This window comes from Streptomyces sp. NPDC022910, assembly GCF_055561075.1.
Genome location: NZ_JBVHHL010000017.1, coordinates 31,016 through 52,431, shown reverse-complemented (window position 1 = coordinate 52,431; position 21,416 = coordinate 31,016). Strand labels below are relative to the sequence as shown.

Annotated in this window: 20 protein-coding genes; 1 reads left to right on the top strand and 19 read right to left on the bottom strand. The window is 69.6% G+C overall.

Going from position 1 to position 21,416, the window contains the following annotated elements; all coding sequences use genetic code 11:
• Positions 1-172: 172 nt before the first annotated feature.
• Entirely contained in the window at positions 173-3,817 is a 3,645-nt protein-coding gene (locus ACZ3TS_RS18420; protein ID WP_467618998.1) for a LamG-like jellyroll fold domain-containing protein, read from the bottom strand.
• A 1,590-nt stretch (positions 3,818-5,407) separates the two neighbouring features.
• On the opposite strand from ACZ3TS_RS18420, the gene ACZ3TS_RS18415 reads away from it, so the two are divergent.
• Positions 5,408-6,895, top strand: coding sequence for a hypothetical protein (locus ACZ3TS_RS18415; protein WP_467618996.1), 1,488 nt, complete (start codon positions 5,408-5,410; stop codon positions 6,893-6,895).
• Positions 6,896-7,022: 127 nt separating this feature from the next.
• On the opposite strand, the gene ACZ3TS_RS18410 is transcribed toward ACZ3TS_RS18415, so the two are convergent.
• The 18 genes from ACZ3TS_RS18410 to ACZ3TS_RS18325 form a co-directional block, all read right to left on the bottom strand.
• Positions 7,023-7,550, bottom strand: coding sequence for a hypothetical protein (locus tag ACZ3TS_RS18410; protein ID WP_467618994.1), 528 nt, complete (start codon positions 7,548-7,550; stop codon positions 7,023-7,025).
• Positions 7,547-8,128, bottom strand: a complete 582-nt coding sequence (locus ACZ3TS_RS18405) for a DUF6349 family protein (protein ID WP_467618992.1) — start codon at positions 8,126-8,128, stop codon at positions 7,547-7,549. Before ACZ3TS_RS18405 ends, ACZ3TS_RS18410 begins: the two co-directional genes overlap by 4 nt.
• A gap of 52 nt (positions 8,129-8,180) precedes the next feature.
• On the bottom strand, positions 8,181-9,830 hold the full coding sequence (locus ACZ3TS_RS18400) for a DUF4192 family protein (RefSeq protein WP_467618990.1): 1,650 nt from the start codon (positions 9,828-9,830) through the stop codon (positions 8,181-8,183).
• On the bottom strand, positions 9,827-10,354 hold the full coding sequence (locus ACZ3TS_RS18395; protein ID WP_467618988.1) for a hypothetical protein: 528 nt from the start codon (positions 10,352-10,354) through the stop codon (positions 9,827-9,829). The genes ACZ3TS_RS18400 and ACZ3TS_RS18395 overlap by 4 nt, the downstream gene beginning before the upstream one ends.
• A complete protein-coding gene (locus ACZ3TS_RS18390) occupies positions 10,351-11,361 on the bottom strand; it encodes an N-6 DNA methylase (RefSeq protein WP_467618986.1) in 1,011 nt (336 codons plus the stop codon). Before ACZ3TS_RS18390 ends, ACZ3TS_RS18395 begins: the two co-directional genes overlap by 4 nt.
• Positions 11,362-11,452: 91 nt before the next feature.
• On the bottom strand, positions 11,453-11,755 hold the full coding sequence (locus tag ACZ3TS_RS18385; protein WP_467618984.1) for a hypothetical protein: 303 nt from the start codon (positions 11,753-11,755) through the stop codon (positions 11,453-11,455).
• Between the two features lie 61 nt (positions 11,756-11,816).
• Complete coding sequence (locus ACZ3TS_RS18380; protein WP_467618981.1) at positions 11,817-12,458, bottom strand: hypothetical protein; 642 nt, start codon at positions 12,456-12,458, stop codon at positions 11,817-11,819.
• 298 nt (positions 12,459-12,756) lie between these two features.
• Positions 12,757-13,386, bottom strand: coding sequence for a hypothetical protein (locus ACZ3TS_RS18375; RefSeq protein ID WP_467618980.1), 630 nt, complete (start codon positions 13,384-13,386; stop codon positions 12,757-12,759).
• A complete protein-coding gene (locus ACZ3TS_RS18370; RefSeq protein WP_467618978.1) occupies positions 13,383-13,883 on the bottom strand; it encodes a hypothetical protein in 501 nt (166 codons plus the stop codon). Before ACZ3TS_RS18370 ends, ACZ3TS_RS18375 begins: the two co-directional genes overlap by 4 nt.
• A 62-nt stretch (positions 13,884-13,945) precedes the next feature.
• The gene (locus tag ACZ3TS_RS18365) at positions 13,946-14,287 is read right to left on the bottom strand and encodes an HU family DNA-binding protein (protein WP_467618977.1); all 342 of its coding nucleotides are present in this window, start codon (positions 14,285-14,287) and stop codon (positions 13,946-13,948) included.
• 157 nt (positions 14,288-14,444) lie between these two features.
• Positions 14,445-15,251, bottom strand: coding sequence for a hypothetical protein (locus tag ACZ3TS_RS18360; protein ID WP_467618976.1), 807 nt, complete (start codon positions 15,249-15,251; stop codon positions 14,445-14,447).
• Positions 15,252-15,284: 33 nt separating this feature from the next.
• Positions 15,285-15,695: a hypothetical protein gene (locus ACZ3TS_RS18355; RefSeq protein WP_037640471.1), complete on the bottom strand. Its 411-nt coding sequence runs from the start codon at positions 15,693-15,695 to the stop codon at positions 15,285-15,287.
• 19 nt (positions 15,696-15,714) lie between these two features.
• The gene (locus ACZ3TS_RS18350; protein ID WP_467618973.1) at positions 15,715-16,440 is read right to left on the bottom strand and encodes a hypothetical protein; all 726 of its coding nucleotides are present in this window, start codon (positions 16,438-16,440) and stop codon (positions 15,715-15,717) included.
• Positions 16,441-16,471: 31 nt separating this feature from the next.
• Entirely contained in the window at positions 16,472-17,962 is a 1,491-nt protein-coding gene (locus ACZ3TS_RS18345) for a DNA cytosine methyltransferase (RefSeq protein WP_467618971.1), read from the bottom strand.
• A 210-nt stretch (positions 17,963-18,172) separates the two neighbouring features.
• Complete coding sequence (locus tag ACZ3TS_RS18340; RefSeq protein WP_467618970.1) at positions 18,173-18,793, bottom strand: hypothetical protein; 621 nt, start codon at positions 18,791-18,793, stop codon at positions 18,173-18,175.
• A gap of 89 nt (positions 18,794-18,882) precedes the next feature.
• Positions 18,883-19,206 carry a hypothetical protein gene (locus ACZ3TS_RS18335; protein ID WP_467618967.1) on the bottom strand — a complete coding sequence of 108 codons (324 nt, stop codon included), beginning with the start codon at positions 19,204-19,206 and terminating at the stop codon, positions 18,883-18,885.
• A gap of 30 nt (positions 19,207-19,236) precedes the next feature.
• The gene (locus ACZ3TS_RS18330; protein WP_467618966.1) at positions 19,237-20,178 is read right to left on the bottom strand and encodes a helix-turn-helix domain-containing protein; all 942 of its coding nucleotides are present in this window, start codon (positions 20,176-20,178) and stop codon (positions 19,237-19,239) included.
• 84 nt (positions 20,179-20,262) lie between these two features.
• A complete protein-coding gene (locus ACZ3TS_RS18325; protein ID WP_467619133.1) occupies positions 20,263-21,396 on the bottom strand; it encodes a PD-(D/E)XK nuclease family protein in 1,134 nt (377 codons plus the stop codon).
• Positions 21,397-21,416 lie beyond the last annotated feature (20 nt).

The window sequence follows — 21,416 nt, the reverse complement described above, 5'->3', positions numbered from 1 at the left end:
GGTCAGAGCAGTGCCGATCCAACGAGCCTTCATGCCGGAACTCATGACTAGCCTCCCGCGACCGCTGCCGGCCGCCTGCGCACGCCAAGGGATCAAAAGAGCAAGAGGACAAGGGAGTCTGGCCGGGTGGGGCGGCTGCTTGACGCCGCCCCACCCGTACCTGTCACGCGGTTCAGTCCCCGATGGTGTCGGTGACTTGCTGGTTGGCCATGGCACCGGCCCACAGCCTGATGTCGATGATCTTTCCGGGCAGATGGTGACCCCAGGCTCCGCCCACGTATCCCTCACCGGCCGCGAACTCGCCGGACCCCGCCACCGCCCTGTAGGGATGCGTGACACTGAAGCCGTTCTCGTCGGGCCCGAGATAGAAGTGGATCGTCCCGGACGGGGCGTCATACGTGCCCGTCATCCGCACCGGGCTACCCAGAACCGCGGCCTCGTCGGAGACCACCCCGTCGAAACTGCCGTCCGTGTTCAGCCGGCCGAAGTACCAGTTGCCAACCGGGATGGTCGTATCCGTGTCCGGGTCGATGTCGGTGCCGGTCAGCTGATACCAGAAGCCCCAGGCGGAACCGTCCGCGCTGCGCTGGCCGACCACCTGCGCCGTGTATCCGACAGGCTTGGACAGCAAGGCGTCGCGGTCGACGTCCACCAGCGTGGTGACGGTGAACGACGCGGTGTCATCCAGCACCGGCCCCGGGCTGGTGGCCGCCCCGTCCGTTCCGTTCAGGACGAGGGCCTGGCCGTCGAGTGAGGCACCGCCGGACAGGGTGAGCGCGCGACCGTATCCGGAGGTGGTGTCCGCCAGCGTGCTGCCGCTCGCGCCATCCGGGTTCCAGGCGCCCATCAGCTCCACGCTCGGCGCATTGTTGGCGTCGAGCAGCTGGTCCTCGGTGGCGATTCCGTCGTCCGTCAGGGCCCGCTGCCAGACGGCCACCTCGTCGACCCGGCCCCGCCAGTAGTTGACGTAACTGCCCGGGGTGAAACTGGCCCGGCCGAACTGCAGGGTGCCGTCGGTGACTGTGGCGTCCGAAGTGCTGGGCAGCGCCACCGGCGCTCCCTGCAGGCGGCCGTTGACGTACAGGGAGATGGTGCGGTCCACGGAGTTGTACACGCCGGTCAGGTGCGTCCACACCTTCAGCGGCACCCCGGCCGCGTCGGCATTCGCGCCCAGGTACTTGCGGACCCCGTTCTCGTACCAGTTCCACAGGAACACCCAGCGTTCGATGCTCGGCGAGTAGTACAGGGCGAATCCGGAGCCGTCGCTGCCCGTCTCCGACAACACCGTGCGGAAGTCGGACCCGTCCGCCAGGTAGGCCCAGGCCGAAACCGTGAACGACGACTGGGTGTTGACCACCGGTGCGGCGGTGGCCGCATACCCGGACTGACGGGTCGTGTCGGAGGTGTCGTTCAGCCACAGCGACCGGTCCCCCTCCCCGCGGCGTGCCAGCGACGACCAGCCTGCACCACTCGTGTACAGCGTCGCCGCGTGACGCGTGCCCTCGGTCGCCGTGTCCGCGGCCGTGGTCACGCCGGAGCCCGGCGCCGCATCGTCGAAATGCCAGCGACCGATCGCCGTCTGCCCCTCGGCGACGTTGAACTTCACGATCGTCTTCGCGCCCCAGCGTCCGGCACTGTCCTGCGCCCGCACCTGCAGCTGCTGGGTGCCCGCCAATTGGGGCGTGATCCCGGCCGTGACCTTGTTTCCGGAGATCGGCTTGGACCAGGCGCTGGAGGTCGCCAGCTTGTACTCGTAAGCGGTGTTGGTGTCCCCCGAGGCCGGCGAGAAGGTGAACTGTCCCGCCATGCCCGGGCCGCCGGCGGGGTCGCACGCGTTGGCCGTGCACTCGGAGTACGGGCTGCCGAAGGTGATCGTGGGCGCCTTCGGGGCGGTGGTGTCCACCTTGAAGTAGCACCAGCCTTTGGTGGTCACCGTGCTGTGCGACTCCAGATAGCTGTCCCCGCTGTTGTAGTAGGAGCGGCTGAACACGGCCAGCCGGTACAGCGGTCCCTCGGACAACGTGATCGGTGACGGGTAGGTGAGAACGGCGCCGTTGCCGACGTAGCCGCTGGTGGGCCGCACCGGCTCGGTCGCCACCGACCAACTGCCGTCGCTGTTCTGCTTCTGGACGTAGAAGTGGGCGCGCAGGCTCGCCCCACTGCCACCACCGGTCGCCGTCCACACCGTGGCGGTCAGGCTGGGGGTGGGATCAGAGATCACATCCGGGTCGCCGGAATCCGTTTCGCAGCTGATCCCGCTGCCCTCGACGATGCCCGCCTTGGTCGGCACCGCGGGCAGCCCCACATACGTCACCGAAAGCACAGCGTCGTTCCGGAACCGCTTCCAGGCACTGGTGTCCGTCTCGTCCCGGGCCTTCAGCAGCAACGTCAGCCGCGAGAACTTCCCCGCCGCGAAGTCCCCCACCACCGACGTCAGGCTCGAGCCGCTGAACTCGATCGGAGCCGGCGGCTGCGAAGGATCGCACAGAGAGCTGCGGCCCGCCGACACGTCGCGGCTGGCCATCACCCCCAGATACGAGGGACGGGTCGACCAGGTGGTCGACGACGAGATGTTGCTGGTGCGCTCCAGGTCCACCCAGCGCGCATCACACGTGAACGACCAGCTCTCAGTCGCCCGGAACGTCGCCGACAGCACCTTCTTGCCCGCCAGGCTGCTCGGCGAGAACTGGAAGTACAGCCGCTCGGTGTAGCCGGGGCCGCAGTAATAGCCGTTCCACGAGGAGCAATGTCCCGTGCCCTTGCCCTCGTTGTTGCTGCCGTTGCCCCAGTTGAAGTCGCTGACGCCGTCCGAGCGCAGATACGTGTGGGCCGTCTGGTCCAGGCCCACACTGGGGTCGATGTAGAGGGGGTAGGCACTGCTGTCACTGTTCGCCAGCATGCCCGCGTCCGGCACCACAGCCAGCGAATCCGTGCCGACCTGGACCGGCAGCACCGCCGATGCGTCGCCGTCGCCCGGCCCCGCCGTACCGTCCGCCGACGTGCCGGTGGACGGGTCCGTGGTGGCCGACGGGGACGGGTCGCTCGCCTGTGTGACCGTAACCGTCCGCTCCAACTGGGTGGACGAGCCGGAGGTGGTCGCGTCGCCCTGCGAGTCCCACATCAGCGCCGCCGGAGCGGAGAAGACCGGGCGCGCGTCGTCGTCCACGGCGGTCATCCCGCCGCCGCTCGTCGACGCCACCGTCAGCCCGTCCGACTGCAGCGAGAAGGCGACCTTCTTCAGCTCCGGATTCGCGGCCGCCTGCGGGGTCTTCACCACCAGCAGTTCACGGAAGCCCTCGGTCGTCGCCGTCATCTGCAGATCCACACCGGGCAGCACATCGGCGTACACCGCGCTCACCCCGTCCAGCGTCGGCTTCGGCAGCCTCCCCGGCCAGCCCAGCCGCAACGACTTGCCGCCCCGGGCGATGTCCACCAGCCCCGAGCCATCACCGCCGTCGGAGAACGCCAGATCCACCACGGCCGCCTTCGGACCGACCGTCCCGTCCGACCGAACCTCCAGGCTCGGATCCGGAGACACCCACGACCCGTCGGTCCGGTGCGCCCGCACCGGCACGGTCGACTGGTCCAGCCTGAACGTCGTGCCGTCCGGATTGGCGTACGTCGTCGTGTACTCCGTACGGTCATCGGCGACCTCAACCGGAGAACCACTGGCCACCGCCTGCTGCGCGGCGGCCGCCTCCGGCGACAGGGACGTCGTAGTGGCGGAACCGGTGTCCTGGCCGCCCGCGACGGCCGTGTCCGCGGCGGCCGCCGCGACAGGTTGAATCAACAAGACGGCCGCGGCCAGCCATGCCATGCGCAACGGCCGCACACGTCTACCCCCCGAATCCCCCACAACCCACCCCAGAGCACTTGACGGACCGATCACAAACTCTTGGCGATCGGAAAGCATGGCAGGGGCACTTCAATCGAGGAGCAATAAATCTTCCAAGATCAGGCGATCAGCCACCCGAGCACGGGTAAAGGATCTTGTCGTTCACTTCAATGACATGTTCCGGACGCCGCCTCGACCCCGCAAGCCGGCACCTGCCGACACAGAAGGGCCGCTCCGCATGGATGTCTACCTGCGCCAGGGAGCGGGGTCGCAATGCGGCCGTTCCCCGCTGAGCCCGTTTCCTCAGCGCCCATGCCCCGGGGCGCACCCCTGAAGGGCACACGACCGACACGAAGCTCCCGGAGGAACTCTCCGGTTACCGACGGCCTCAACTCGGCCCCAAGACGACGAACGGACGCCGCTCGATCCCCAACCGACTCCCCCGGACTACCCGACTGACACATCCGCGCAGGTCAGGTGCACATTCGACTGATCTGAACAGCCCTGAGCCCGACTATCGAGCAGCGGATTCGGTCCGTTCAGGCAAAGTTGACGCTCCGATACCCAAAAATGAACGTTTCCGCTGGTCAGAGGCCCACACAGGTGGGGCGGGTGGAACTCGAACCCACGGCCGACTCCTGCCTGCCGTGCGTCCGCGGCTGCGCCCGGGCGGCAGGCTGGTCTTCTCGCAGCGGCCGCCCGTCGAGGGCTGCTACGGCTGTCAGGCCTCGTACATCCCGCGCGGCCCCGACGAGGACCCCGCTGTGGTGAGCGGTGGGACTACGAGCCCGAGGCGGGGGAGCGCCTGCCAGCCGAGCATGACTACCGGGACGTGCGCGCCACGGTTCTCGCCGCGCCGCCGGACCGCGCACGCTAGGGACGCTCATCATCTCCGCCCGCGCCTGAACGACAGCCCGAGCTGGGACCCCCGACCCGGCTGGGGCTGCTTCATGTCTTGATCGTCCGCCGTTCGGGCCGACAGCGGGCCGACTAACGATCTCAGGCGTGTCGTTGCGGCCATCCGTGGCAGAGGCCGTGCAAAGTCGACGCAGGTGAAAACGTTCCTGCGTCGAGGGGCTTCGGTGGGGCGGGTGGGACTCGAACCCACGGCCGACGGATTATGAGTCCTTTTCTGATCTTCCGATCCGTCCCCGGTCTTGCCTCGATCTTCCTATAACCGCAGGTCAGAGGCACTTCGCCGTTCTGGCTCTGCGTCGGCCTTCCTGATCCTTCCGGGTCCTTCCGTCCACTGCGTGTCCACTGGCGGTCTCCCGAGAGCCTTCCGGGAGGAGGCGCTTGGGGACGTCTGCTGGATCAATGCAGGTTGAACGTGGGGGAAGACGGGGTCTCGAACTCTCACGCAGCGGAGTGCCTTACAGACGGAAAGGACTCCGCCCCCTTCGCCCGGGGGTGGAGCCATACGGCGTTTCTACTGGTCAGCCGCCTGCGGACAAGAGTACCGAAGTCGGCCCCGAGCGGGGCGAGCATGTTCGCCCGGCTGCGTGCTGACACGCTGGTCGAGGGCATCGACGGCCACTTGTGACCCGCCTTGTTTCCTTGTGAACTTGTCGCATGCACCGCTGGAAAGCGTTGAACGATCGACAACTCACGCTCCTCAGGAAACTTGCTGCCGACGAGGATCCCGGCGCTCAGGATCCGGGCATGCGGCGGTCAACCTATGCGCTGCGCGATCGGGGTCTCGTGACGGTGAGCCGCCGGGGTGGCGGCTGGCGGGCGGAAGTTACTGAGGCAGGGCGGTTCTACCTGCAGCACGGTCATCATCCGGAGCATCCGGCACATGGGCGCACGGCTGCTGGTGAGTCGAGGGCACCGGTTACCGTGGCGAAGGGCAGGGTCCGCGGCTCCACAGCAACGGCGACAGCTCATGGGAGCAAGCCGACGACCACCCATAAGAAGCAGCCAACGCCGTACAGCGAAAGGCCCATCCCCGTCGCACGCCGCGCAAAAGCGACCAAGCTCGTGGAGCGATTGGTCGCCGAGCGCCATGTGGTCATATCAGGGCCTGACGAGGATGAGATCACCGAGTGGCGACGTGTCATCGACTTCGCCAAGCGGCACAAACTCGCGCCGGCGGGCAAGCGCATCGAGAAGCGGCGACTGTGGAACGCGGGCCGTGATCTGCAGATCTCGTTGGTAGACGGCCCACATGCCAACTCTGGGCGGAGGTCCCCAGAGGAGAACCCGCGGGTTTCAGTCCCCGGGCAGTTGCGCTCGCCGCACCGCGTCGTGGCGGCCTTGCGAGACAGCGAGCGCCGGCTTCTTATGCCGCCCTCTCTGCGTCGCCGTGCTTTGCTGCTGCTGCAAGGGCTCGCAGCAGAGGCGGAACGCCGGGGATACAAGGTACGCGAGCAGCGGGTCCCTGAGCGTGACCACCGTTCAGCGCACTATTACAACGGCCGGTACTTCCCCGCGAGTTGTCGGGAAGGGGTGCTGGAGATCGTTATCGACGGCTTCACCAGCTGCGTCACTATCAAGCAGGAGTTTCCCCAGTCTGCCGATCCAGACCGCTCTCAGCAGCTCGCTCTGGACATCGGGTACAGCCGGTCCAAGAGGCAGCACCACTGGGGCGACCGCAAGCGGTCGAAACTCGAGGACGTCCTCGGGGCCGTGCTCCGGGAACTGGAGACTCGCGCGGTCGAGGAGCAGCAGAGGAAGCTGGATGAGGAACGCGCGAAGGAAGAGCGCCGCATCAGCTGGGAAGCGGCCATGGCTACCGCCAGAGAGAAGGCTGCTCAGGCTCGCTTCGCAACGATTCTCCGTGAGCAGGCAAGTCAGTGGCAGGATGCGCACGCGCTCCGCCAGTACTGCGACGCTCTGGAGCGCAGGATCAATGTAGCGGTGGACGAGGACGTCGACGTCGAATCGGCTCGTGTCTGGTTGCGGTGGGCGCGCGACTACGCAGAGACCCTCGACCCGCTGACACAACTACCGACCATGCCGTCCGGGCTGACGTTCGAGCCGGAAGATCTCAAGCCGCACCTCAACGGGTGGAGTCCCTACGGTCCGGAGTCGCACGCATCGGCTTGGAGCACTTTCTGAGGAGAGGCGTGCCTCGCCTTTGTGTAGTGCGAGCATCGCTAGCCGCACTCCTGACCGATGCGACAGGGCCGCACCGTCTGCACCCGAGAGCGCGGCCCTGTCTGCGGTGAGCAGCCTCGTTGCGAGGTCACTCCGGGATGCTTCCTTCTCCTGGTGTTGCGGAGTCCACGCCTGATGCGCCTTCCGTTTGTTCGAGGTGGTGCACTGCAGCGATCTCTGCGGCGAGCGCCTGCCGAGCCTGCCTGAGGCGTTCGCGGTGCTTCCTCAGTGCCTGTTGGGTGCGCGCGAGGGCCTTTGCTTGACGTGCCTCCAGCTCAGTGAGCCTGGCTATCTGCCGTTCGGAGTGAGCAATCTCGTCTGATCGCAGAAGGGTCGTGGGCCGGCGGGCGGCCGGTCTACGGGCTGGCGTGCGTTCCTTGTTCATCTGTGCCTGGGCGAAGGACAGGAACTCGTCGCGGGGGATGTACTTCACGCGCCTGTCGCCGATACCCGTCAGCAAAACGATCTTCGGGAAGGTTGCATGGCGCTTGGCCCAGTTGCTGACGGTGGAGCGAGTGACGCCGACGAGGGCTGCTCCCGCAGCGAGGTTGATCAGTTCGTCTTCGCGTCCCTTGTACTCGGGTCGGAGCCACGTGACGGACTTGGGGTCGCTCACGCCGCCTCGCTCTCGTGGTGCTCCGGGAGCAGCGTTTCGATGATCGCTGTCCGATGTTCCGTCCTTGGTGGTTGTACGGCGAGGTCGTAGCCGCCTCCGGGCGCTTTGCCGGGCAGGTGCCGTTTCTCGATTCCTGTGCGGATGGTGCGCACGGGCCCGCCTGTGTCGAACCAGCCCTTCGGGTACAGGTGCGTGGCGTGGGTGGTCCAGTGCCGGCCTCGGCGTTCGGGAAGCGCCGGGAGGTCGCGCCATCCCTCATGGGTGTGGTCGTGGGCGTCTTCGACGGCTTGGTCGCTTCGTCGGCGGTCGGGGCCTTCCCACGTGCAGCCGAGGCAAGCGCCCCGGTGGAGGTAGGACCAGAGGTCGCCGGAACCGTCCGGGGCGAGGCGACCCCAGTTGCGGACGAGGACGGTGGGCTGGTGATCGGTGGTCGGTTCGGGCGGCGTGTGATGGGTGAAGCCTGGGTGTCCCCAGGCGATGCGCCAGCGGTCGCGGCTGTTGCTGTTCTTGTCGCGGTAGTGAGGCAGGTAGTCGGTGTGGCGTGCGACGGCGCCACGACGTTCGTCCGATGTCGTCATGGGTCGGTCTCCGGGCGGGTGGCCCCGGCGGTTGCCGGGGCCACGGTGTTGGTCAGGGGGTGTCGAGGTCCGGGCGGCTTGCGGCGAACTCCGCCGCCGCGTCGCGGTACGTCGCCAGAAGCCGGGCCGGGTCGCACTGCATGCGGATGCCGTCGAGCAGCAGAGTGGCCATCGTGTGGCCGGGGTAGATGTCGAGGGCTTCTGTGAAGGCATGGCTGGCGGTGACGGTGTCGCCCTGTCGCCAGGCGACCCAGCCGAGGAGGGTGAGGAGCGGGGGTGCCTTTCCGGTGTGCGGCGGCACACAGCGCCGGGCGATGTAGCCCCACAGCTGCCGCTCGTAGGGAAGGTCGCTCTCCTCGCCGGTGGACAGTGCGGCGTCCCTGGTGTGCGGGTCTTGCAAGCCGAGGATGATGCGGGCGGCGATCTCGTCCGTGAGCTGGGGTCGGCCGTTACGGAAGTCGACCAAGGCTCCGTTGATGAGGTCGATGGTGCCGTGGCGGGCGAGGAGCCGTTCCTCTTCGCTGAGGACCTGGTCGTAGTGGTGGCTGGTGGCGGCGTCGACGGCTTCGCGGTAGCGCACCGCGGTGGTGTCGGTGGTGGGGCGGTATTCGCTGGCGACCTGGACAGCGTGCTGGAGGTGTGCCGTGCGGTGGGCACGACCCTCGCGGGCGGAGGCTAGCCAGTCTCGGGGGTCTTCGCCGTCGATGGTGCCGAGGTGTATGCCGGTGGCCAGCTCGTAGTCGGGGTCGGTGGTGATGGCGTCGCGCAGGGCCAACCGCGCGGCGATGAGGTCGCCTTGCCGCCAGGCGACGAATGCGAACAGCGTCAGGATGGGCACGGCCTCCTGCGTGAACGGTTCGGCGCAGTGCCGGGCGAGGTAGGCCCACAAGCGTCGGGCGTGGGGAAGGTCGCCGTCCTCCGCGTGGGCCACGCCGGCCTCCACGGCGGCGTCGTCCTGAAGCCCGACGATGAGCTGCGTGGTCAGAGCGCGGCTGAGGACGGTCGCCCCGTCACGGAACCGGCTCATGGCGGCGTCGATCTGCTCCAACGTCAACGCGAGCGTGGCGTCGCGTCCAGCGTTGGTCGCGCACCGCGTGTTGAAGTGGTTGGCGGCGGTGTGCAGGTCCTTGAGGAAGTCGGGATCGGCCGTGACCGCCCGGAACTCCTTGATGATGTCGCGGGTGCGGGGGCCGGGAGTGCGCCCGAGGCGGGTCATTTGCGCGACGACGCTGGTGGGATCGTCCGGCGACGGGAGCGGTTCGCCCTCGCAGCACCCGTCGCTGTCGCACTCGTAGGCCCACCACCGGTTCGCGACGAGACCGATCGTCTGGAGGACGGTGGCGCGGTGCTCCGTGAACTCGTTGGTGAGCCAGGTGCCGATGGGGGCGAGGAGGGCGGCGGTCTCCTCGGGGCTCTGGCCGAGGCGCGGTTCGCGGCAGAGGTAGATGATGACGCCCTGGGAGGGGTCGTGCCCCCGGTCGTGGGCGTACGCCACGAACTGGCGCGCAGCGTTCTCGGCGGTGGCCTGCCACTCGGCGGTGTCCTCGGGGAGGGGGCACGTCATGGTCGGCCCGTCGTGGAAGTTCGGGCCGGGGGCGTAGAGCGCGATGCTGTCGTCCGGGTAGTGGCCCAGGAGGCACGGCAGGATCTGGGCGAGGTTGGGCAGGCTGGTGACCTGCACGGTGTTGTCGGACGCGCTCACTTCTGGGTTCCTTCCTTCTGCGATGCGGTGTCGGGCTGCCCGATGCGGGCGGGCGGAGCGGGGGCAGGTATGCCGCGTGGCTTGTTCGTGAGGGCTGGGAGCAGCCGTTCGCGCACGAGCGCGGCGAGGTCTGCAGCCAGGGCTTTGCTGGTGCGGGTGGTCAGGACGGCGTGCCAGGTGCGGCCGGGCTGGAGCCGGGCGTCGTTGGCGGCTTGTGCTTCGGCTTGCTCGATGTCGGTGCCGTCGGGGATCAGCGGCAGGTCGGGGCCTGCGGTGATCCAGGTCTGGATGGCGAGGCCGCGGGGCTGGACGCGGAGGCCGATGCGGTGGCCGTCGGGGTGCTGGTAGGCGGCGGTGCGGTCGGGGGTGTCGGTGTCCTCCTTGCTCCAAGGCGGGTCGAGGGTGGGGGCGAGCTGGTCGAGGGGCGGCAGGTCGATCTCGTCGCGGGGGCCGGCGAAGGCCGGGCGTCGGCGGCGCGGTGCCGGGGTGGTGCCTGGTCGGTCGAAGGGGTCGGGTTCGGTCACGCGGCGTTCTCTTTGCTGGGCATGAGTTCGTCGAGGAGGGCGAGAGCGCGGCGGTGGGCGATGATCGTGGAGGCGGTCTCCATGTACCGGTCGCGCTGCTCGAAGGCTTCTTTGGCTTCGGCGCGGGTCTTGGCGTAGTCGTCTTCCGGTGCGAGGGAGTCGGCGCAGCCGATGAGGCAGCGTGGGCCGAGGTCCCAGATGATCGCGTTGACGGCGGCGCACCCGGCGGACAGCGAGTCGATGTCGTTGCCGTACCAGTGGAAGTCGTGCGGATTGAGGCCGAGGTCGCGCAGACGTTGGGCGACGGAGCGGAACATCGTGCCGGAGCCGACGGCAGGTTCGCGGAAGGACATGCCTGGCTTGGCGAAGTCCTTGTCGACGGTCATGTTGGCCATCAGGTCGGTGACGCACGCCGGCGTGTGGTACTCGCCGCGCCACTTCTTGTCGCTCTTGTGGCGGAGGCCGGTGAGCAGGGGGCTGAGGACGTCGGCTTCGGAGCGTTGCCAGGGGTCGTCGTGGCCGGTGAGGTCCATCAGGCCGGTGTTGATGGCGGCGCGGGTGACGGCGTGGACGGCGCGGAGCTGCTGCTTGTCGGGGTCGGGGTTCCAGGCCCAGTCGTGGAGGCGTATCGCGCGGTTGATCAGGTCGGGGCGCTTGATCCAGTGGCCGAGGTAGATCTCCTTGAGGAGCTGCGGGAGTTCTTCGGGCTGGAGGTTGAGCACCCAGTCCGCCAGGCCGGGCACGTTGCGCAGCAGGGACAGCCCGGCGACGGTGCCGAGGGGGACGTCGATGCTGCTGCCGCCGAAGGACTGGTACCAGGCATCGAGGACGTTCTCCGCGATCTTGCGGGCGTGCTGGTGCGGGTCGCGCGGGGCGGCGTAGCGGCGGGCGGTGATCTTGCCGGTGGGGCGGGCCTTGGACTTGGGCGGGGGCTTCTTCGCCCACGATGGCGCGGGCCGCGCGGCGGTGGCCGGGGTTGCCGCGCGGGGCAAGAAGTCGTCGGACATGGCTGCGGATTCCTTTCTGCGGGCGCGCATGGGGCCGCCCCGGTGCGCTGGGCGCGGCCGGGGCGGCGTGTGGATGGGGTGGGGAGCGGGATCAGCTGGTCTGCTGGAGGTCCCGGAGGGTGGCGAAGATGCCGCGGACCTCGACGTCGTAGGCAGCGGCGGGGTAACCGGCTTGACGCAGGCCGTTGATGAGGAACATCAGGGCTGCCTCGTCGGTCTCCATGTCCTTGATGAGCTGGTCGAAGCTGGTGTCGCGCAGCTCTTCGGGGCGGTGCTCGTAGCCGATGCGCAGGGTCTCCTCGATCTCGGCGAGGGTCGCGGCGGCCTGCTTGTCGGTGAGGCCGAGCAGCGTGGCCCAGGCCGCCAGAGTCGCGTCGTCAACGGGGAGCTTCACGGGCTGATGCCTTTCTGGTGGGCCGTGCCCGGCCGCAGGGGGCGGCCGGGCACGGGCAGGGTCAAGAGGTGGGGTCGGTGGGGAAGGGGTTGTCCCGGTGGTCGGGGTGGCAGGCGGCGTACAGGCCGCCGGGGAGGCGTTCGGTGATGACGCCCCATCCGGCCCAGCGCATGACGGCGAGGTAGCCGAGGTCTCCGCCTGCGAAGCCGGTGCGGCCCTTGGCGCCGGGGTCGGGCGCGATGAACACCCAGCCGGGCAGTTCTCCGGTGTCGTCGGGCAGGACCTGGAAGCCGGGGCGGAGTTCGTGGACGCCGTCGGTGTGGATGGGCGGCAGTCCGGCGGCGGTCAGGATGCGTACGGCGGCCTGGACGTGCGGGTGGCCGTGGCATTCGGGCGGGGTGCCGACGCCGGTGTGGATGGGCCGCTGGTACGGGAGGCGGCCTTCGGCGGCCTTGTAGATGTCCATCAGGAGTTGGGCGTCGTCGCGGCGGCCGGCGTGGCGCATGGCGAGGTTCGCGACGATGGCGATGGAGTGCCGGTCCTGGGTGAACAGGCGGCGGAACTGGTCGAGGCTCATGCCGGTCGTCACTTGCACGCGGGCGAAGGTGCGTGAGGCGAAGCGGACGGCGTGGGCGACGTGTTCGGGGTCAAGCCCTATTTCGTGGGCGAGTTGCCGGACTCCGGGCGAGTAGGTGTCGGCCATGGGGTTCTCCAAGAGGCGCTTGCGCGTATGGGTGCGCCCCCGGCGGTTGGCCGGGGGCGCGGGGTGCTGCTGGGGTTCGGGGATGGTTAGCGGCGTCCGCCGCATCCGGCGTGGCCGCAGCCGCCGCAGAAGCCGCCGCTGTTGCACTCGCAGCCACATCCGTGTTTCTGGATTTCCATTCCAATTCCCCTTCCCCTTCGGGCGTTTCCCGAATTTCTTACTTATATCTTAATGGCAGATGCCCAAGAAGCAAGGTATGGCAAACTGAATGCGCATTTAATTTCCGCAATTCAATTTCCTAATCTGCTGCTGCCGGAATGAGATCGGGCCAGCGGACGGCCTCCAGCGCGCGGCGGTGCGAGTCGGGCACGGGCACGGTCGGGTAGCCGAGCCAGTCGAGTCCCATCGCGGCGAGGATCGTGGCGTCCGCCTGGTCGTAGCGGCCCGGCCCTTCACACGGGACGCCGTACCGCTCGACGGCCACCGAGCGCACCATGCCCTTCGCGACGCGGGCCCGGTCCTTGCGCGGGAAGTCCTGCGCCGGGTTGGCCCGACCGGTCGCGTAGATCGTGCGCCCGTGCGGGGTCACGACGGCGTACGGGATGCTGTGGCGCCACAGGTACTGCGTGACCAGCCACCACAGCCCGGCCAGCTCGTGGTGCCCGGCCTGCCCACCCTGGGCGTACGCGGCGCCCTCGACGACCACCAGGTCCGCGCCGTCCTTCACGCTCAGCGCGATGGCCGTGACCAGCCAGTCCAGCCGCTCGTGGCTGCGGCGGCGGCCGGGCCGGTAGGCGCGTGCCCAGTCGGTTCCCGCGATGCCGGTCGAGGTCAGCGACAGGTCGAGGCCGACAACACGCGGCTGCCACTCCCCCATCTTCTGGACGCTCGGCAGGGTCACCGGGACGCTTTGGAGTTCGGCAGTCACCGATCGCCCTCGCCGGTTGCCGCGCGATGGTCAGTGATAAGCCGGTTGGCCTCAGCCACGGCCGCAGTCTTGGCGCGGGCCGTCCACTCGCCGTCGTAACTGCCGGGCGGCCCCCACAGATACCAGCCGGTCTCGTGGTAACCGTCCTTCGGATTCCTGCGGCGGTAGCTCAGTTCCCACCAGCCGTCGCGCCAGCGCCACAGGTGCTTCGCGTCCGGGTCGGGCACCCAGCCGGCCCGCTCGGCCAGGGCCTGGAGACGCGCCACGTCGGTGCGCAGCATCGCCGCTTCGGCGGCGGCGTCCAGGTCGCGCGGAGCGGTGCACTCGCCGCCGCCCGCCTGATGCCCGGGCGAGGAGGGGCGAAGGCCAAGCTGCCGCACGGCCTCGTCCCTCTGGCGCGCGACGCGCCTTAGCAGACGGGCCGCGCCAACCATGCACCGCTCCTCCAGCCACTTCGCCGTGGCATCGATCTCGACGCCCACGGAACGGTCGTTCATCTCGAACTCCTTCGGCGGTGCCGTCCCGGCGTGCGCCGGGACGGCACCTGGTGTGCAGCGGGTTACGGGCGGGCGACCTTGGGGGCCTTGGGGTCCTTCTGGATGCAGTTGCCGGACTCGGGCATCGCCCGGCGGCCCGCGACGAGGTCCTGGAACCGGGCGCCGGGACGGAACTTCACGACCCGGCGCTCGGCGACCTCCACCGGCTCACCGGTCTGCGGATTGCGGGCGGTACGGGCCGGGCGCACCTCGGGGGTGAGGCTGCCGAAGCCGGTGACTGAGACGACCTCACCGGCGGCGACGGCGCGGACCATCGCGTCGAGCGCGGCTTCCACGGCGTCGGCCGCCTGAGCGCGGTTGCCAGTCACCTTCGCCACGGCCTGGATGAGTTGGGCCTTGTTCACGGGGCTTTCCTTTCGATTCAGCTGGGCCACAGGAGTCGAGGGACGGGCGCGCCACGCGGCGGGCCACGGGTTCAGTCCGTAGCCGGGGTCCGCGACGTGGTCGCACACCGAAGCGCGAGAGCACACACGTTGATTCATGAATGTCATCTATCTCGCGTTAGTCGGGCAGGCGGACGAGGAACTTGCCGACCGCGAGCACCTGGGAGATGGGCAGGGCGACGGCCGCGTAGTCGGCCGAGATCAGCTGCGGCTCCTCACCGGGGCGGGGCCGGGCGGGCACGACCCAGGCCGTACCCGTCCAGTCCGCGTAGCGCGCCCCGACCTCGAGGAACTGCCCGGCGAAGAGGAACAGGCGGGTGCGCAGCGACGAGGACCATCCTTCGCCCGGCACCGGGCCGTCCCCGTGCGGGGTCTGGAGGCCGAGGAAGTCGGGACCGGCGGTCACCAGGGTGCCCGCAGACCCCAGGGAGCGGAACTCGATCGCCTCGCCTTTGCCGCCGGCGTTCAGCCACCGGGACAGGTCGTCGGCGCTCAGCTGCACGTGCCAACCGTGCAGCGCGCCGTGGTCGCGGGCGTCGAGTACCAGGCGCAGCAGGGCGCGCCAGGGCAGGCGGCCGACGTGGGGTGCGGCGGGGATGGTGAGCTGCGCGACGCCCTCGGTGAAGCGGAGCAGCTGGTGGCCGCCATTGGTGACGTGCTCGATGGTGACGGTGTCGGACGACTCCAGCCAGCCGCGCAGCGTGGTGGCGTCGTCGTAGCCGACTGGGGCCGTCCACACCTCGCCCGCGACGGGGGTGCGGGCGACGGCGAGCGTCCGGTCGCTGCACGCGACGACGTGGAGGTGGCCGGGGGTGCAATCGAGGATCAGGGCGTCGAGGTCGTTGGCGTCCTCGTCCGCCCGGAAGCGGTGCGGGGCGGCCTGGTCGAGGATGGCCGCCAGGTCGCGGGCCTTGATGGTGAACATGGTGTGTCTCCGCAGGAGTTGTAGGGGTGGTGATCAGGCGCCGGAGGCGCGCTTGCGGGCCCGGCGGGCTTGCTGGGCGAGCCGTCCGGCCTCCAGGCACAGGGAGCAGGCGCGCTCCCCGCGCCGGTTGTGGGCACGGGCACCGGCTTCGGTGCCGTGGGTGATCGGGCGTCGGCCGCGCTCGCGTAGTTCGACGGGCTGAGCACCCTCGCAGGTCGCGAGGACCTGGCCGTTGCGCCAGAGCCGCCCGCCGCACACGCCGTCGAACAGGCTCGTACTCGGCATGACCAGGTCGATGCACTGCGAACGGAACGGGCAACCCTGGCAGGCCGCGAGGAGCGAGAGGACCAGCGGCTCCGTCGGGGCTTCGGCCGCCGTCTCCTCGGACGTGAAGCGGGCGTCCCCGGCGCAGGGGGCCTGGGCGACCCACCCGTTGCCGCTCATCTGCTCCTCCTCCCGTCGGCTAGGCGGTCGGCGGCAGCGGCATCAGGCGGACCTGATCGCTGACGCTGGAGCCGTGGGGATGGGCGAAGCCGCGCGGTACCGGCATCAGGTGACGGTCGGCCAGCGGCGGGGGGAGGAAGACCTGTGCCACGAGGCGCGTGAGGGCGTCGTCGCACACCTTGCTGAGCCGGGGCTGGGCCACAGGGACGGGGGCGTCATCGTCCGCCTGCGCCTCGATGACCCCGACGACACGGCCCCCGCCTGCGCGGCCGTCCACGATGACCGCCGTCGCCGCAGGGTGGTGCCCGCGTCTCAACTCGGCCACGCGGGCCGCGCGGTCGGCCGGGGGCAGCTCCAGAAGCCAACTGCCGTCCATGCCCGTGTTGCGGTGCACGAGCGCCCACACGGGTGAGGTCGGGGGCAGGAGCGCGTACTCGATGTCCAGGGTGATGTCCGAGTCGATCTCGTTGAGCGGATGCCCGGCCTGGGTGCCGTCCCACAGCCAGGGGCACGCTCCCAGCGGACTTGGCTGCTCGCCGAGCACGCCGTAGACGGTGACGACGCGGTCTTGGCCGCTGCGGTCGATGGCCACGTAGACGGCCTCGGGGCAGCGGGCACGGATCTTGGCCGCGAGGTGATCGATGATGCCCAGGCAGTGCGCTTGCTCGGCTCGGCGGAGCGCGAGCGACAGCTCCTCGCGCTGCTGAGCCAGGGTGGCCACCTGGTCGTGTGCTGCCGGTGTCATGGCAGGGGTGTCCCTTCTTCTTCGGAGTGGGTCAGGCAAGGACGGGCTTGAGGCGTTCGCCCAGCCACCGCGCGACGTTGACGCTCACCGCGTTGCCGGCCTGCTGGGTCTGGGCGGCCTTGGAGCCGACAACCTCGTAGGTGTCGGGGAACCGCTGGCCGCGCAGCTGCTCGCGGGGCTGGAGCATGCGGAAGTGGCAGTCCTCGATGGCGGGGGCGCTGCGTACGACGGCCGCCGAGTCGCGGGTCGACAGCGTGTGCAGGGGCTCGGCCGCGGTCTTCGGCGCGGCCTTGCGGTACGGGATCACCAACGTGTTGCGGGCCCGGGTGCGGACGTTGCCGTCGGGCACGACCAGGCCGTGGTGGCGGGCCGTGGCGATGGTGCTCAGCGGGGCGTCGATCGGCGCGGCGTCGCAGTTGTTGCGGAACTCCACGATGAACGGGTCCACCGTGACGAGGGCTTCGCTCTCCCGGGTGGTGCGGGTTCGCATCGGCTCCCCGACGGGCGAGGCCGTGTCGTTCCACGAGCCGCCGACCGGCACAAGGAGAGCTTCACCGAGCTTGGCCGTGCGGGTGGGCAGTGGCCGGGTGTGCGGGGCGAAGGCCCGGTCGGTGCCGTCCTTGCCGTGTGTGAGGGTGACGACGGACGGTTCGTAGGGGAACTTCGCCAGTCCGGCCGCTATGCGGCGCATGGTGTTCGGCACCAGCGGGCGGGATCGGTCTCCGATGCGCTGGCCGATGTCGTCCCACATGATCACGTCGGAGGCGGGCCGGACGTACGGCTCCACCAGCGCGTGGCGGCAGCGGATGTTCGGGCAGCGGTAGTCGTACTGCTGCTGGTACTTGCCGACCTTCACCCGCGGGTCGCGCCAACTCTGGCGCGCCTTGACGTCCCGCCCGCACTCGAAGCAGTACGCCAGCGGGCGCGGGGCGAAGTCAGGTCGGCGGATCCCGGTGAGGGTGAAGACCGGGTACACGCGGTCGCGCCACTGCGGGGCGTATGGATTGGTCTCCGACCCTATGTGCGCCGAGGACACGGAGACGATCTGGACGCGGTAGCCGAGTTTCTTCATGGCGCGGATCCACTCGGGGAACAGCAGCCAGTCGGTGATGAATTCGACGACGTTCTCCACGACGACGCACGGGAACCGCTTCGCCTCGGCGGCGCGCAACACGCACCACGCGGTCACCCGGGTCATCTCGAAGGCTTCCGGGGGCAGTTCGCGCCACTGCTCCTCTTCCTCGAACAGCGCGTCCTGCACCGGGTCGGGCCGCTTCTTCCCGCCGGCCGGGCTGACCTCGGTGCAGATGACGCTGGCCCACATAATCAGAGCCCGGGGCAGCCAGCGCATGGGGTAGTTCTGGATGTTGGCGCAGCGCGCAGTCGCCTTCGGGTGGTTGAGCTCGAACGTGTCGACGGCGGTCTGCCAGTGGTTGATGCCGAGGATTGGGTCGAAACCGGCTTCCAACAGGCCGGTGGCATCTCCGCCCGCTCCGCAGAGCAGGTGGATGGATCGGGGCACGGTCTTAGGTCTCCAAGAGGCGGGGCCGCCCGGCCCGGATGGTGGGCCGGGCGGCCGTGGTCAGGACTCGTCGGAGGCGCGTAACGCGCGGTGGTAGCGGCTGTCCTCGATGCCGAGGGCGGTGAACCCCAGCAGGCCGAGGGCGCACACGATCAGCAGCCAGATCACCGGTCCGCGCCCCCGGTGGGGGGCGGTGTGCGGTGCGGCCGGTCAGTCATCGCTGCGGGTGACGCGGACGGTCGTGATGTGTCCGGCGCTCTCGAACAGCGCCAGCGGGTAGCCGTCCGCCTGGGGCCGCTGCCAGACGCGGCGGTAGCCCTCGTGGTCAATGAGCCGCTGGGACCACTCCGAGAAGCGGGCGATGGCGGTGGCCGCGCCCTCGATCCCGGCGGTCTGGTTGTGGTTCGCGCCGTACGGCGCGGTGTGCGTGGCCGAGACGATCAGCCGGGGTGCGCGGCGGGGAACGTCGAGGCCGTCGATGCGGGCCAGCAGGGGGATGATGCTGTTGCCGTGGTGGCGCTGGGGTCCGTTGGGGGTGGAGTCGTACAGGACGGTATGCCGGTCGGCGTTCTCCACGTCCTGGCGGACGGCGGTCCAGCCGGTCACCTCGGCGGGGTCGGCGGGCAGGCTGTGCTCGGAGGCGATGATCAGTTCCGTGCCGTCCCGCAGGTCGGCGCGGACGTGGAACTCGCCGCCGGAGGTCTCGATGTCGGTGACCCAGCCCGCGTAGCGCAGCGGGGTGACGACGTGGCCGTAGCCGTGGAACAGCCTCTGCCACAGCGGGTCGGTGGTGCGGTTGTGGTCGGGCAGAGCCGCGATGGTGGTGGTCATGTTCTGGTCTCCAAGAGGGTGTGCACGACGAGCGCACAGAAGGTGCGCCCGTCGTTAAAAAATGTCACCTATCTCAGGTGAAGCGTGATTCAGACGGTGGGCAGTTCGCTGCGGGCGAGGATCTGCACGGACCACATGCGGCCGCCGCGGGTGACGACGCAGCCGATCATGCGCCCCTCATGGGGCAGGACGAAGCCGCTGCCACCCTCCTCCTCGCTCAGGTCGCTGACGAGCTCGCGGACGCCATGCTCGGCGCACTCGGCCGAGCAGTACAGCTGGCCGACCAGGCGCGGAGCGAGGTGCGGGCCGTGGATGACTTCGCCGACCACGACGTAGGCGTCGGGGGCCGGAGTGAGCGTGTCGTTCAAGGTGGTCTCCAAGAGGTCGGTGAGTTCGGCCAGTTCCGATCTCATGCTTATATCTTAATGGCATACACCGGGGCGTCAATGTTGTCGATCTCGTGAACGCCCCTGTTTCTGGCGAGAGTTGGCACCCGTCTCGCGCCCCATTCGCGCCAGGTCTCGCACTCGTTGGCGGGCCATCTCCAGGGCTTGCGGGTCCGTCTGGGCAACGCGCCGCTCCTGCTCGGCGAAGAACTGCCGTAGCCAGTCCTGCTGCTCGCGGTGCTCGCGGTCGGCCGCTTCACGTCGAGCCTGCTCCCGCCCGGCACGCGGGTTCGTCCCGCACCCCCGGCAGCTCCCCACCGGCTCGGCGTGCTTCGGACAGCCCGCCCGCTGCTGGTCTCCGTGCCCCGCCTCCGGCTCCCCTGCGGCGTCAGCCGTGGGGGTAGGGGGGTGAGGAAGAGAAGAGGAAGAAGGAGGAAGAGAAGGGGTTTCCCCAGGGGAACCCGCTCGGTTTCCCTGCGGCAACCCACTGGGTTCCCCCAGGGCAACCCTGCCCGGAGCGTCATCAGGGTTCCCCTGGGGCAACCCTGGCTCCGACGCGGCCTCGGCGGCGGCCCGCGCCTCCTCCCGTGCGGCGACGTCCTGCTGAGTGCGGGCCGCCGCGGAGGGCTTGCGGCGCGCGCCCTTGCGGGCCAGCCGGGGGTTGGTCGGGGCACGCTGCGCCGCCCGGCGCCGCTCGATCAGCTCCTCCGTCGACGGGATGGGCGGCACGCCGTGCGGGAACACCCGGTACTCGGCTCGGCGGCCGACACGGCCGATGGTCACCCGCTCGACCAGTCCGAGGCCGACGAGCTGCGTCACCACCGTGATGACCTGCTTCTCCCCTACGCCGGCCCAGGCCATCATCCGCTCCAGCCCTGGCCGGGCCAGTCTGGTCTGGTCGTCGGCCGAGTCAGCGATCTTCATGAGGACCTGCTTCTGCGTCGTGTTGATCACCTCCTTCGGCAGGTAGGCGGCCGCCACCATCAGTTGGATGCTCACCGGCACCTCTCCGTGTTGCGTCCGGTTCCCGCCGCGCCAGGGCGGGGCGGAGCACGCCGGCTCCGGCCCCGCCGGGTGGCGCGATCAGGGCTTCTTGCGCGCGGTGACGTTGATGCTCACCGCGGTCCGCCGGTCGTGGTCGAGGCGCGTGGGCAGGGGGATGCCCACCTCCTTCAGCGTCGCCTTCATCGCCGCCGCGTCGGGCACCATGGGCACCTCCAGTCCTGCGCGGCGGTACAGCGCGAGCATCGCCTCGACGTCATCGACCTTGGTCGGGTTGCCGCCGCTCCACTTCAGGACGTTGTCGCCGTAGACGCCGGGTTCGGAGCCTTCGAGCTGGGCGCGCAGGAACTTCTGCCGGTCCTTGAGCGGCTTGATCTGCTCGGAGACCTCGGCGTATTCGGCCAGCGCCTTCGCGCGTTCCTCGTCGTCGTGGATGAGCTGGCTCTGCGGGGAGCGCCCGGCGACGAGCGGCCCCCAGCACGCGGTACGGAAGGGGCAGTGGTCGCAGATCGCGGAGATGCCCGGCCCCTGGAAGGTGCGCGGCAGTTCCTCCGGGGAGGCGGCGGCCCGCACCTGCTGAACCCACCAGCGGGCACGGCGGGCGCGGTCGGCCTCGTAGGCGATCTCCTGAACGTGGTCGTCGCCGTTGTCGCGGTTGATGAACCGGAAGCGGATGCGAGCGACCGGCACCGGCCCGAGGCGGGCGAGCTGCCGCTGACCCGGGACGCTGGCGAAGCCTTCCGTGCCGAGCAGGTCGGCGTACAGGTAGACCTGCCGCAGCTCGGCCTCGCTGGCGCCGTACCGCAGGATGCTGTCCCACTGGTAGGTGCTCTTGGTCTTCACGTCCTCGACCGTTGTCTCCTCGGCCGGGAGCGTGGGGCGCAGTCGCTTCGGCAACCGGGCGGCGGTGGTCGAGTCGAGCTGGACGGCGTCGATGTGGCCCCGGACGGTGTTGTCCTCGACGCGGCGCTCGATGAGCCAGCCGTACTCCTCGCGGGCGGCGTCGAGTATCCCGGTGTGCAGCCAGGTGCCGAGGATCGCCTTGCGCTTCTCGCCGACGTCGGTCGGGGTGCGGCCGTGCAGGAGGTATCCGGCCCGGCGTGCGCACACGGTGTCGCTGGCGCCGAGCTTGGTCTGTTGGGAGCGGGGACGGCGTGCGTCCGCCGCGTGCGCGGCGGGCCACAGGCTGACGGGCCGCTCCGGCGCGATGGCCATGGTGGTCACGGTGTTCTCCA